The sequence below is a fragment of the Nocardioides sp. genome (assembly GCF_035703625.1).
In the GTDB taxonomy this organism is placed as follows: Bacteria; Actinomycetota; Actinomycetes; order Propionibacteriales; family Nocardioidaceae; genus Nocardioides.
In genome coordinates this window covers 1-12567 of sequence record NZ_DASSXS010000121.1, presented here as the reverse complement: position 1 = coordinate 12567, position 12567 = coordinate 1, and the positions used below count along the sequence as shown (strand labels likewise).

12 protein-coding genes are annotated in these 12567 nt (G+C 70.7%); 4 read left to right on the top strand and 8 right to left on the bottom strand.

The annotated features are described in order from the left end of the window. The first annotated feature begins 81 nt into the window (after positions 1-81). Positions 82-1029 (top strand): PD-(D/E)XK nuclease family protein, encoded by a 948-nt coding sequence (locus tag VFN12_RS05960; RefSeq protein WP_325117688.1) that lies wholly within the window; start codon positions 82-84, stop codon positions 1027-1029. Positions 1030-1090: 61 nt separating this feature from the next. Here VFN12_RS05960 and VFN12_RS05955 read toward each other — a convergent pair whose 3' ends face one another. After that, positions 1091-1771 (bottom strand): HAD family phosphatase, encoded by a 681-nt coding sequence (locus VFN12_RS05955; protein ID WP_325117687.1) that lies wholly within the window; start codon positions 1769-1771, stop codon positions 1091-1093. Between the two features lie 84 nt (positions 1772-1855). Continuing rightward, positions 1856-5578, bottom strand: a complete 3723-nt coding sequence (metH, locus tag VFN12_RS05950; protein ID WP_325117685.1) for a methionine synthase — start codon at positions 5576-5578, stop codon at positions 1856-1858. A gap of 177 nt (positions 5579-5755) precedes the next feature. Here metH and VFN12_RS05945 point away from each other — a divergent pair, with 177 nt between their 5' ends. After that, positions 5756-6610 carry a PAC2 family protein gene (locus tag VFN12_RS05945; protein WP_325117684.1) on the top strand — a complete coding sequence of 285 codons (855 nt, stop codon included), beginning with the start codon at positions 5756-5758 and terminating at the stop codon, positions 6608-6610. Between the two features lie 39 nt (positions 6611-6649). On the opposite strand, the gene VFN12_RS05940 is transcribed toward VFN12_RS05945, so the two are convergent. The 5 genes from VFN12_RS05940 to VFN12_RS05920 all read right to left on the bottom strand — a co-directional run bounded on the left by VFN12_RS05940 (position 6650) and on the right by VFN12_RS05920 (position 10444). Continuing rightward, on the bottom strand, positions 6650-7066 hold the full coding sequence (locus VFN12_RS05940; protein ID WP_325117683.1) for a VOC family protein: 417 nt from the start codon (positions 7064-7066) through the stop codon (positions 6650-6652). Between the two features lie 14 nt (positions 7067-7080). Next, the gene (gene mshC / locus VFN12_RS05935; protein ID WP_325117682.1) at positions 7081-8319 is read right to left on the bottom strand and encodes a cysteine--1-D-myo-inosityl 2-amino-2-deoxy-alpha-D-glucopyranoside ligase; all 1239 of its coding nucleotides are present in this window, start codon (positions 8317-8319) and stop codon (positions 7081-7083) included. A gap of 62 nt (positions 8320-8381) precedes the next feature. Further along, complete coding sequence (locus VFN12_RS05930; protein ID WP_325117681.1) at positions 8382-9140, bottom strand: SCO1664 family protein; 759 nt, start codon at positions 9138-9140, stop codon at positions 8382-8384. Continuing rightward, complete coding sequence (locus VFN12_RS05925) at positions 9137-9712, bottom strand: DUF3090 domain-containing protein (RefSeq protein WP_325117679.1); 576 nt, start codon at positions 9710-9712, stop codon at positions 9137-9139. The genes VFN12_RS05930 and VFN12_RS05925 overlap by 4 nt, the downstream gene beginning before the upstream one ends. A gap of 9 nt (positions 9713-9721) precedes the next feature. Continuing rightward, positions 9722-10444, bottom strand: coding sequence for a histidine phosphatase family protein (locus VFN12_RS05920; protein WP_325117678.1), 723 nt, complete (start codon positions 10442-10444; stop codon positions 9722-9724). A 32-nt stretch (positions 10445-10476) separates the two neighbouring features. Here VFN12_RS05920 and corA point away from each other — a divergent pair, with 32 nt between their 5' ends. Next, complete coding sequence (gene corA, locus VFN12_RS05915) at positions 10477-11454, top strand: magnesium/cobalt transporter CorA (RefSeq protein WP_325117677.1); 978 nt, start codon at positions 10477-10479, stop codon at positions 11452-11454. A gap of 12 nt (positions 11455-11466) precedes the next feature. On the opposite strand, the gene VFN12_RS05910 is transcribed toward corA, so the two are convergent. Then, positions 11467-12291 carry an undecaprenyl-diphosphate phosphatase gene (locus tag VFN12_RS05910; protein ID WP_325117676.1) on the bottom strand — a complete coding sequence of 275 codons (825 nt, stop codon included), beginning with the start codon at positions 12289-12291 and terminating at the stop codon, positions 11467-11469. A gap of 31 nt (positions 12292-12322) precedes the next feature. On the opposite strand from VFN12_RS05910, the gene VFN12_RS05905 reads away from it, so the two are divergent. After that, positions 12323-12567 (top strand): aldo/keto reductase (locus VFN12_RS05905; RefSeq protein WP_325117675.1); only part of this gene is annotated, 245 nt, incomplete at its 3' end.

The following is a 12567-nucleotide window of genomic DNA, read 5'->3' as shown; positions in this document are numbered from 1 at the left end:
GTTGCGACATTATCCGACACCGCCACGCCTCCCCTCGCCGCTGTCGGCCCCCTGTCGGCGCGGTCGCCTAGGGTCGGGCCCATGAGCATCGAGCAGCAGTCCGGCTCTCCCGCCGAGCGCGTGTCGACCGCGGTCGACGGCGTCGAGGTGCTCGGTGCCCTCTCCCCGAGCCGGGCCGGCGACTTCATGTCCTGCCCGCTGCTCTACCGCTTCCGCACCATCGACCGGCTGCCCGAGCCGTCCTCGCCCGACGCCGTCCGCGGCAGCCTGGTCCACAAGGTGCTGGAGGACCTCTACGACCTGCCGGCCGCGGGTCGCACCCCTGAGCGGGCCCGCTCCATGCTGGTCCCGACCTGGCAGGCGCTGCTCGCCGAGGAGCCCGAGATCGCCGAGATGTTCTCCGCCTCCGGCGAGGAGGGTCCCGACGTCGACAGCTGGCTGGTCACCTGCCGGGAGGTGCTCGACCGCTACTTCACCCTGGAGGACCCACGACGCCTCGAGCCGGCGGAGCGGGAGCTCTACGTGGAGACGCTGCTCGACTCGCGGCTGCTGCTGCGGGGGTTCGTGGACCGCGTCGACATCGCCCCCAACGGCGACATCCGGGTCGTCGACTACAAGACCGGCCGGTCCCCCGGCGAGCGCTACGAGGCCAAGGCGCTGTTCCAGATGAAGTTCTACGCCCTCGTCATCTGGCGCACCCGTGGCGTGATCCCCGCGATGCTGCAGCTGGTCTACCTCGGCAACAGCGAGATCATGCGCTACGTCCCCGACGAGCAGGACCTCCTCGCGACCGAGCGCAAGGTCGAGGCCATCTGGCACGCGATCCGCAGGGCGGAGGAGAGCGGGGACTGGCGGCCCAACCCGTCGAAGCTGTGCGACTGGTGCGCCCACCACGCTCTGTGTCCGGCGTTCGGTGGAACTCCCCCACCGCTCCCGGCCCCGGTGGTCCACACCGACTCCGGCGCCCTCACTCCGGAGGACGTCGACGCGCCCGGGCCCACACCCGCGCCGCCGCCTCCTCGGGCGTGACCTCGTGCTGGGGTCGTGCTCGGTCCGTCCGCCAGGCCGTCTCACTCGACCCCTCCGTCGTCTAGACGGATGCGTCACGCACCCCCGGCAGGGAGCCGACCTGCACATCGGCCAGCGAGTCGACGAACACGCGGCGGTCCCCCGGCAGCACGGGCACGTGGTTGGGGACGACGAGCACCGTGCAGCCGGCTGCCTCGGCGGACCTGGCGCCGGTGTTGGAGTCCTCGATCGCCAGGCAGGCGGCCGGGTCAACCCCCAGCGCACGCGCGGCCTTGCGATAGGGCTCCGGATGCGGCTTGCCGTGCAGCACCGCGTCGCCGGTGATCACCTCCGCGAACGTGCCCTCCGGGAGCGCCGCCAGGATCGGGGCCGCGAAGCGGCGGTAGGACATCGTGACCAGGGCGCACGGGACGTCGTGCTCGCGCAGGCCGGCCAGCAGCCGGACCGCTCCGGGGCGCCAGGGCACCGCGCGCTCGACCGAGGCGATGACCCCGTCGAGCAGCTCCTCCACGATGAGCGACGGCTCGAGGTCGATCCCCATGTGCTCGCGGATGTAGCGGCCCGAGACGATCAGGTCGTTGCCGACCAGGTTCAGCGCGTGCTCACGACTCCAGGTGCCGCCGTACCGCTCGGCGAGCGCGAACTCGGCCTCGATCCAGCACGGCTCGGTGTCGACGAGCGTGCCGTCCATGTCCCACAGAACGGCCGCCGGGAGCGACCACGCGTCAGCGGGGTCGCTCATGGGTGGTTGAGCAGCCCGCGCAACCGAGGCACGAGGTCGCGACCGGGCGTGTCGAAACCCAGTGAGGTGACCGCCGACCGCAACTCAGTCATCGGGGTCGTAGCCGAGGTTCGCCGACAGCCACCGCTCGGCCTCGGCGAGGGTCCAGCCCTTGCGCTTCGCATAGTCCTCGACCTGGTCGCGGGCGAGGCGACCGACCACGAAGTACTGCGACTCGGGGTGGCTGTAGTAGTACCCGGACACGGCGGCCCCCGGCCACATCGCCATCGACTCGGTGAGCTTGATCCCGACGCTCTCCTCCACGTCCAGCAGCTCCCAGAGCGTCTGCTTCTCCGTGTGGTCGGGACACGCGGGATATCCCGGAGCGGGACGGATGCCCTTGTAGCGCTCCGCGATCAGCTCCTCGTTGCTCAGGTCCTCGTCGTTCTCGTGGCCCCAGAACTCGGTGCGCACCCGCTCGTGGAGGCGCTCGGCCAATGCCTCGGCCAGCCGGTCCGCGAGCGCCTCGGCCATGATCGCGCTGTAGTCGTCGAGGGCGTCCCTGAACTCCCGGACCTTCTCCTCGAGTCCGATCCCGGCCGTGACCGCGAACGCCCCGACGTGGTCCGTCAGTCCCGACTCCTTCGGCGCGACGAAGTCGGACAGGCTCCGGTTGGGTACGCCGGCGCGGTGCTCACCCTGCTGCCGCAGCTGGTGCAGGACGGTCCGCACCTCGTCCCCGGACTCGTCGAGCAGCTCGATGTCGTCACCGACGGCCCTGGCCGGGAAGAACCCGAACACCGCCCGCGCGGTCACCCACTTCTCCTCGATGAGCCGGTCGAGCATCTCCTGCGCGTCGTCGTACAGCTTGCGCGCCTGCTCGCCGGTGCCCGGGTTGTTGAGGATGTCGGGGAACTTCCCCTTCATCTCCCAGGCGTTGAAGAACGGCTGCCAGTCGATGTAGTCGCGCAGCTCGGCGAGGTCGTAGTCGTCGAGGACGTGGACGCCGGGCTGCTTGGGCGCCGGGGGCTGGTAGCCCTCCCAGTCGATCGGGGTCCGGTTGTCCCGCGCGCCCTGGAGGGTCTGCTTGGGGCGTTCCTGCTTGGTCGCGTGCCGGGCCCGGAGGGCGTCGTAGTCGGTCCGCTGGGCCTCGAGCAGGGCCTTTCGCTGCTCGCTGTGGAGCAGCGCGGCCGCCGTGGGCACGGACCGGGAGGCGTCCTTGACCCAGACCACGGGACCGTCGTACTTCGGGTCCACCTTGACGGCGGTGTGGGCGCGCGAGGTGGTCGCGCCGCCGATCAGCAGCGGCAGCTCGAGCCCCTGGCGCTGCATCTCGGTCGCGAAGTTGACCATCTCGTCCAGGGACGGCGTGATGAGCCCCGAGAGGCCGATGAGGTCGGCGCCGACCTCCTGGGCGGTGTCCAGGATCTTCTGCGCGGGCACCATGACCCCGAGGTCGACGACCTCGTAGTTGTTGCACTGCAGGACGACCCCGACGATGTTCTTGCCGATGTCGTGGACATCGCCCTTGACCGTGGCCATCACGATGGTGCCGTTGGTCTCCTTGGCGGTGGCGAGCTCCGGGTTGTCGAGCTTCTCCTGCTCGATGAACGGGATCAGGTAGGCAACGGCCTTCTTCATCACGCGCGCCGACTTCACCACCTGCGGCAGGAACATCTTCCCGGCGCCGAACAGGTCACCGACGACGTTCATGCCGTCCATCAGAGGCCCTTCGATGACCTCGATGGGACGGCCGCCGCGCTCGGAGATCTCGGCGCGCAGCTCCTCGGTGTCGTCCTCGGTGTAGGTGTCGATGCCCTTGACCAGGGCGTGGGTGATCCGCTCGGACACGGGCAATGAGCGCCACTCGTCCACCGCCTCGGCCTCACCCTCCTCGGTGCGGTTGTGCTCCTCGGCGATCTCGAGCAGCCGTTCGGCGGCGTCCGGCCGCCGGTTGAGGACGACGTCCTCGATCCGCTCCCGCAGCTCCGGGTCCACCTCGTCGTAGACCGCCAGCGTGCCGGCGTTGACGATGCCCATGTCGAGGCCGGCCTCGATCGCGTGGAAGAGGAAGACGGCGTGGATCGCCTCGCGGACCGGGTTGTTGCCGCGGAAGGAGAAGCTCACGTTCGAGATGCCGCCGGACACCAGGGCGCCCGGGAGGTTCTCCTTGATCCAGCGGGTGGCTTCGATGAAGTCCTGGCCGTAGGTGGCGTGCTCCTCGATGCCCGTGGCGACCGCGAAGACGTTCGGGTCGAAGATGATGTCCTCGGCCGGGAACCCGACCTGCTCGGTGAGGATGCGGTAGGCCCGCTCGCAGATCACCTTGCGCCGCTCGAGGGTGTCGGCCTGGCCGTCCTCGTCGAAGGCCATGACGACGGCCGCGGCGCCGTACTTGCGGCACAGGGTCGCCTGCTCGATGAACTTCTCCTCGCCCTCCTTCATGGAGATCGAGTTGACGATGGGCTTGCCCTGCACGCACTTGAGCCCGGCCTCGATGACCTCCCACTTGGAGGAGTCGACCATGACGGGGACCCGGCTGATGTCGGGCTCCCCGGCGACCAGCTTGAGGAACCGGTCCATCGCGGCGACGCCGTCGATCATGCCCTCGTCCATGTTGACGTCGATCACCTGGGCGCCGTTCTCGACCTGCTGTGCCGCGACGGACAGCGCGGTGTCGTAGTCGCCGTCCTTGATCAGCTTGCGGAAGCGGGCGGAGCCGGTGATGTTGGTGCGCTCGCCGACGTTGACGAACAGGCTCTCCTCGGTGACGTTCAGCGGCTCCAGCCCGGACAACCGCATCGCCCGGTCCGGCTCGGCGAAGGACCGCGGCGCCACGCCGGCCACGGCGCCGGCCAGCGCCTCGATGTGGGCGGGGGTGGTGCCGCAGCAGCCACCGACGATGTTGACGATCCCGCTGGTCGCGAACTCCCCCACGACCTTGGCCATCTGGTCGGGCGTCTCGTCGTACTCGCCGAACGCGTTGGGCAGCCCGGCGTTCGGGTGGGTCGACACGCAGGTGTCCGCGAGGCGGCTCAGCTCGGCGACGTAGGGCCGCAGGTCCGCGGCACCCAACGCGCAGTTGAGCCCCACGGCGAGGGGGCGGACGTGGCGCACGGAGTTCCAGAAGGCCTCGGTCACCTGGCCGGAGAGAGTTCGCCCGGACGCGTCGGTGATGGTCCCCGAGATGATCACCGGCCAGCGGCGGCCGTGCTCCTCGAACAGGGTCTCGAGGGCGAAGATCGCGGCCTTGGCGTTGAGGGTGTCGAAGACGGTCTCGACCAGCAGGAGGTCCACGCCGCCGTCGACGAGGCCCCTCGCCTGGTCGAGGTACGCCGCGACCAGCTCGTCGTAGGAGACGTTGCGGGCGCCGGGGTCGTTGACGTCGGGGCTGATCGAGGCGGTGCGGTTGGTGGGGCCGAGGGATCCGGCCGCGAACCGTGGGCGCTCGCTCGTCGAGAACTCGTCGCAGACCTCGCGGGCCAGGCGCGCCGCGGCCTCGTTGAGCTCACGGGCCAGGTCCTGCATGCCGTAGTCCGCCTGGGCGATCGAGGTCGCCGTGAACGTGTTGGTCAGCACGATGTCCGCGCCGGCCTCGAGGTACTGGCGGTGGATCGAGCGGATCATGTCCGGCTGGGTGAGGCTGAGCAGGTCGCTGTTGCCCTTGACGTCGAGCTCCCAGTCGGCGAACCGGTCCCCGCGGAACTCTGCCTCTCCGGGCGCGAATCCCTGGATCAGGGTGCCCATGGCGCCGTCGATGACCAGGATCCGCTCCTGCAGGGCCTGGGTCAGCGCCTCGGTGGCGTGCGTACGGGGCGACTCTGGCACGGCATTCCTTTCGCGGGGCACGGTGTCGTCAGCCTAGGAACAGCGCCCGAGGCGTGGACAGCATTCCCGCATCGTGACACCCCGGGGGCCAAACCTCCGCATCCTCGGGGGCCCGCGAGACCGCCGCGCGCCCGTGTCGGACCGGGCGCATCACGCCCGCATGACTAGTGTTGACGCGTGATCGAGATCCAGGATGCCCCGGACCTGGTCGACCCCGTGGTGATCGCCGCGTTCGAAGGCTGGAACGACGCCGCTGACGCTGCCTCCTCGGTGGTCGACCACCTGATGACCGTCTGGAACGCCCGGACCGTCGGGGCCATCGACCCCGAGGACTTCTACGACTTCCAGGTCAACCGTCCCCTGGTGGGCACCGACGAGCGCGGACACCGCAGGCTCACCTGGCCCAGCACCCAGATCGCCGTCGCGTCACCCCCCGATCTCGACCGCGACATCATCCTGCTCCGCGGCATCGAGCCGAACATGCGCTGGCGCCAGTTCTGCGCCGAGCTGCTCGCGGCCTGCGACGAGCTGGGGGGCCAGCTCGTCGTGACCCTCGGCGCCCTGCTCGCCGACACGCCCCACACCCGGCCGATCCCGGTGACGGGGACGGCCACCGAGCCCGAGCTCATGGACCGGCTCAAGCTGGAGCAGTCGACGTACGAGGGCCCGACCGGCATCGTCGGGGTGTTCCAGGACGCGTGCGTGCGGCTCGACATCCCCGCGGTGTCGTACTGGGCGGCGGTCCCCCACTACGTCGCGCAGCCGCCGTGCCCGAAGGCGACGCTGGCCCTGATCGGCCAGCTCGAGGACCTCCTCGAGGTGAGCATCCCGCTCGGCGACCTGCCGGAGGACGCGCGGGCGTGGGAGCGCGGCGTCGACGAGCTCGCCGAGGAGGACGAGGACGTCGCCGACTACGTGCGAGCGCTCGAGGAGACGCGTGACACCACCGACCTCCCCGAGGCGTCGGGTGACGCGATCGCGCGCGAGTTCGAGCGCTACCTCAGGCGCCGGGGCGACGAGCCCACCGGCTAGTCAGAACGGGCGATCACGACGGGCGATCACGACGGGCGATCACGTCGGCCCGTCGCGCAGCGCGTCCTGGATCTCCTCCGGGCTCATCGTCGGCTCCGCGTGCAGCAGCCACTGCACGCCGAACGGGTCGCGCACCCTGCCCCACCGGCCGCCGAACGGCTGGTCGGACATCTCGAAGACGATCGACCCGCCGCCGCCGACGATCGCGTCGGCCACGCGGTCCGGATCCTCGAGGAGGACGTCCAGGATCGGACCGTGCCCCTCCGGGACGGGGTCGTGCTCGTCCGCGTCCTTGAGGGTGATCCGCGTTCCGAAGACCTCGGCCTCGGCGAAGACGATCCGCTCCTCGTGGTGGTAGCGCACGATCTCGGCGGCTCCGAGGACCCTCGCGTAGAAGTCCAGCGCGGCCGCGGCGTCGGCGACCACCAGCTTGGGGCGCACCCGGTTGGGTCCCATCGGCTCTCCGCTCCTTACAGGGCCAGGCCCAGCGCGGCGTCGAGCAGCCTGAGCATGGTCACCGCGGCCTCCGCGTCGCTGGTGTCCGCCAGCCCGTCGGTGCCGAGGGTCGCGGCCACCCAGGCGTCGACGGCGGCGGTGGCGCGGGGCGCGTCGAGGTCGTCGGCGAGGGCCTGCAGGACGGCCTCCACCACCGGGCCGGCGGGGGCACCGGCGCCCAGGGAGATCGCCTTGCGCCAGTCGGCGAGCGTGTCCACCGAGTCCCAGAGCAGCTGGTCGGTCCACTCCCAGTCAGCACGGTAGTGGTGGCGGAGCAGGGTGAGGCGAAGCGCCATCGGGTCGACGTCGCTGTTGCGCAGGTGGGAGACGAAGACCAGGTTGCCCTTCGACTTCGACATCTTCTCGCCGTCGTACCCGACCATCCCGGCGTGCGCGTAGAGCTGGGCGAAGCGTGAATCGGGCGCCGCGACCTGTGCCTCCCCCGCACACATCTCGTGGTGCGGGAACACGAGGTCACTGCCGCCACCCTGGACGTCGAATCCGGTCCCGAGGTACTCCATCGCCATCGCCGTGCACTCGACGTGCCAGCCCGGCCGGCCACGCCCCAGCGGGCTGTCCCAGGCCGGTTCGCCGGGTCGCTCAGCGCGCCACAGGACACAGTCGAGGGGGTCCTTCTTGCCCTCGCGGTCGGGGTCGCCCCCACGATCCGCGTAGATCCGCAGCATCTCGTCGCGGTCGAGCCGTGACACCTGCCCGAAGGTGGGGTCGGCGGTGACGGAGTAGTAGAGGTCGTTCTCCACCCGGTAGACCGCTCCCGCCGCCTCCAGCCGGTGGATCAGCTCGACCACCAGGGGGATGGACTCGACGGCGCCGATGTAGTGGTCGGGCGGCAGCACCCGCAGCGCGGACATGTCCTGCCGGAACAGCTCGGTCTCGCGCTCGGCCAGCTCTACCCAGTCGACGTTCACCTTGTCGGCGCGCTCGAGGAGCGGGTCGTCGACGTCGGTCACGTTCTGCACGTAGGTGACCTCGTGGCCGGCGTTGCGCCACGCCCGGTTGAGCAGGTCGAAGGCGACGTAGGTCGCCGCATGGCCGATGTGGGTGGCGTCGTACGGCGTGATCCCGCAGACGTAGAGGCGGGCCCGTCCGTCCGGTCGGGTGGGCACCACGGCGCCCGAGACGGTGTCGTGGAGCGACACCGCCGGCCCGCGGACCGGCAGGGTGGGCATCTCCGGGGCCGGCCAGCTGCGCATGTCGGGAAGCCTAGCGGGGGTGCAGCGCGGTCCCGATGGTCACCGGGTCCGGCCCGGCCCGATCAGAACGGTGGCCACGGGATGGCCGGCCCGGCCCCGGTGGGCGCCGGCATCACCCGCTTCTCGAGCATCCGGGCACACCGCCGCTCCAGCGACGCCACCTCCGGCTCGGCCAGCAGTGCCCGCAAGGTCACCCCCAACGGCCCCCGGAGGGCGTCGGACAGCTCCCCGACGGCCGCCAGGTCCTCCTCGTCGATCGGCTCCCCCAGCCAGCCCCACAGGATCGTGCGCAGCTTGGGCTCGGAGTGGAAGGTGACGCCGTGGTCGACGCCGTAGCGGTGCCCGTCCGCCATCGGCAGCACGTGCCCGCCCTTGCGGTCGGCGTTGTTGACGAGCACGTCGAAGACCGCCATCCGACGCAGTGGCGCGGAGTCCTCGTGCACCAGCGACACCGGCTGGTCGAGCCCGTCGATCCCGTCGAAGACGTGTCTCCATCCGCTGGGCAAGGCATCCACCGGCACGATCCGCACTGCCTCGACGCCCTCGTCGGGTTCCTTCCACAGCTGCACCATGCCCTCGCCGCTCGGCCCGTCGCGCAGCCAGGTCAGGGGCACGATGTTCCATCCCAGGGCCTCGGAGACGGCGTACGCCGCCACCTCGCGCCGGGCGAGGGTGTGGTCGGGGAAGTCCCAGAGGGGCCGCTCCCCCGTGACCGGCTTGTAGACGACGCGGATGCCGTCGATCTCACCGATGAAGGTCGCGTTCGAGGCGGGCATGATGCGGCCGTGGACCACCAGCTCGCCGTCGAGCACGTCGCTCACGGGTCCCGGCGCCGGAAGCCGTTCATCCGGACGCACAGGTGACCCTCCGGGTCGACGGGACTGCCGCAGAACGGGCAGCTGGGGCGGCCGGCGCCGAGCACCTGGGTGGCCCGCTGGACGAAGGCGCGGGCCGCGCCGGCGGGGATCCGGACCAGCAGCAGCTCGTCGGGCTCCGGCTCCTCGAAGTCCTCCTCGACCTGGTCCGGCGCCACGACGGCCGCCTCGGTGAACGGGAAGACCTCGATCACGACCCGGGCGTCCCCGGGGTCCCAGGAGAGGGTCATGGTGCCGGCCCGGAACTCCTCCTCGATCGGCTGCTCGAGCGGTTCGGCGTCCTCCAGGTCACGCGGCGCGACGGCGGGGATCGTCGCCGCCCCACCCTGGCTCGCCATCACCTCGTCCAGCAGCTCGTCGATCCGCTCGGCCAGGGCTGCCACCTGCTGCTTCTCCAGCGCCACCGTGATCAGGTGGCTGCCGCTGCGGGCCTGGAGGAAGAAGGTGCGCTCCCCGGGCTCGCCGACCGTGCCGGTGACGAAACGCTCCGGTGGGTCGAATCCGTGCACGAGAGCCATGGCGCCACCTTATGACCGGGCCGAAGGGGCCTGCGGACCGGCGCCACCGCCCACCTCGGCCTCGCGCGGGGCCCTGCGCCGACCGCGCGGTCGCTTCGGCGCCAGCCAGGACAGGTCGCCTTCGTGTGAGTTCATGGCCAGGACGTAGGGGTGGGTGGCGGCGTAGTGCACCACCGAGACCGACCCCGGGTCGACGTGCAGCCGCTGGAAGAGGTCGAGGTGCATGCCGAGGGCGTCGGCCAGGACGGACTTGAGCGGGTCGCCGTGCGAGACCGCCACCCAGACGGCGTCGGGGCCGTGCTCGGCCTCGAGCTCGGCGTCACGGCGGCGTACGGCGGCGACGGTGCGGGCCTGCATCTCCGGCAGCGTCTCGCCACCCGGGAACCCGACCCGCGAGGGCTGCCCCTGCACCGACTTCCAGAGCTTCTCCTTCGTCAGCTCCTTGAGCGGCCGGCCCTGCCAGTCGCCGTAGTCACACTCCAGCAGTCCCCGGTCGGTCCGGGCGCGAGGTCGTGCCGGATGGGCCCGCCCGATCGCCTGCGCGGTCTCGCGGCACCGCTCGAGCGGGCTGGTGACCAGGCCGGCGAGCGGGACGCCGGCGATCCGGTCGCCGACCCGGGCGGCCTGCTCGGTGCCGACCTCGTCGAGGTGCACGTCGGGCATCCGTCCGGCCAGCGTGCCGCTCACGTTGGCGGTCGACCGGCCGTGGCGCACGAGGATCACGGTTGCCATGCCGGCGACTCTAGTGGGGATAGCCTGCTGCCGTGATCGTCGACAACGCCTTGTACCGCGAGGGCGTGCGGGTCCCGGTCGACTGCGAGATCTCGGACCTGTCCGCCGTGCGCGAGCGATGCGGCCCCGAGGACTTCGTCTGGGTCGGGCTGCACGAGCCCGAGCAGAGCGAGCTGGACGCAGTTGCGGAGGTCTTCGACCTCCACACACTGGCCGTCGAGGATGCCGTCAAGGCCCACCAGCGTCCCAAGCTCGAGCGATACGGGGACAGCCTGTTCCTGATCCTCAAGACCCTCTGGTACGTCGACGAGGAGGACGCCGTCGAGACCGGCGAGATCAACATGTTCGTGGGATCCGACTTCGTGATCACGGTGCGGCACGGTGAGGGCGGGGCCCTCCACCAGGCACGCCTGGCGCTCGAGGACCGCGAGCAGGTTCTGGTGCACGGGCCCTCCGCGGTCGTCTACGCGGTGTGCGACCAGGTCGTCGACGCCTACGAACGGGTCGTCGAGTCGCTCCAGGAGGACGTCGACGAGGTGGAGATCTCGGTGTTCTCCGAGGAGCGGACCAATGACGCAGCCCGGATCTACGTGCTCAGGCGCGAGCTCGCGGAGGTGCGCCGCGCCGTGATGCCGCTGCGCGAGCCGGTCAACCGGTTCACGACCGGGGTGGTCCGCGGCGTCGATCCGGAGGCCGGGCCCTACTTCCGGGATGTCGGCGACCACCTGGCCCGGGTGTCGGAGACCGTCGACAGCCTCGACTCGCTGCTGTCCACCGCCTTCGACGCGCACCTGGCCCAGATCACGGTCCGGCAGAACGACGACATGCGGCGGATCTCCGCGATGATCGGGCTGATCGCCGCCCCGGCCCTGATCGGCGCGATCTACGGCATGAACTTCGTGCATATGCCCGAGCTCGAATGGGTCTTCGGCTACCCGATGGCCCTGATGCTGATGGCGCTGACGTCCTTGACGGTCTGGATCATCAGCAAGCGCTCCGGCTGGCTGTGAGCGCGTCCTCGATCAGGCGCTGAGCACCCCGGCGCCCAGCAGGATCAGGGTCAGCGAGCCGAGTCCGACCCGGTAGATGACGAACGGCAGGTAGGAGTTCGTCGACACGTAGCGCAGGAGCCAGGCAATGGCGGCGTAGCCGACCAGGAACGAGACCGCGGTCGCCACGATGGTCGGCCCCCAGCCGTAGCTGTTGTCGCCGTGCGGGATCTCCTTGAGCTCGAAGAGGCCGGCACCGACCACGGCCGGGATCGCCAGCAGGAAGGCGTACCGAGTCGCGGCCTCGCGCTGGTAGCCGAGGAAGCGGCCCATCGAGATCGTGGCGCCGGACCGGGACACACCCGGCACCAGCGCACAAGCCTGCGCCAGCCCCATGAGTACGGCGTCCCGCAGCCGGATGTCCTTGATCTGGAGCCGATCGGAGCTCACCCGGTCCGCGATCCCGAGGATCAGCCCCAGCACGATCAGGGTGGTGCCGATGACCCAGAGGTTGCGGAAGTCCTCCTCGATCGTGTCCTTGAGGAGGATCCCGAGGAGCACGATCGGCAGCGAGCCGATGATGATGAACCAGCCCATCCGGGCGTCGAGCTGGCCGCGGTACTCCGGCCGGTAGAGCGAGCGCACCCAGGTGGACCCGATCCGCCACAGGTCGTGGCGGAAGTAGATGAGCACCGCGAGCTCGGTGCCGATCTGGATCACCGCCGTGAACGCCGCACCCGGGTCGCCCCAGCCGAACAGGTCCGGGAAGATCCGCAGGTGGGCACTGCTGGAGATGGGGAGGAACTCGGTCAGGCCCTGGAGGACGCCGAGGAAGACGGCTTTGAGGAGGTCCGACACGACGCGCCAGCCTACGGATACGGTTGCCTCCATGCAGCAACGCACCCTGGGGTCCACCGGTCTGAAGGTCTCCCGGCTCGGTCTCGGCACGCTGACCTGGGGTCGCGACACCGATGAGCACGAGGCACGGGACCAGCTCATCGCCTTCGCCGAGGCGGGCGGCACGCTCCTCGACACCGCGGCCGGCTACGGCGACGGCGCGTCCGAGGAGCTGATCGCCACCCTGATCGGCGACGTGGTCGCCCGCGACGAGATCGTGCTGGCCACCAAGGCCGG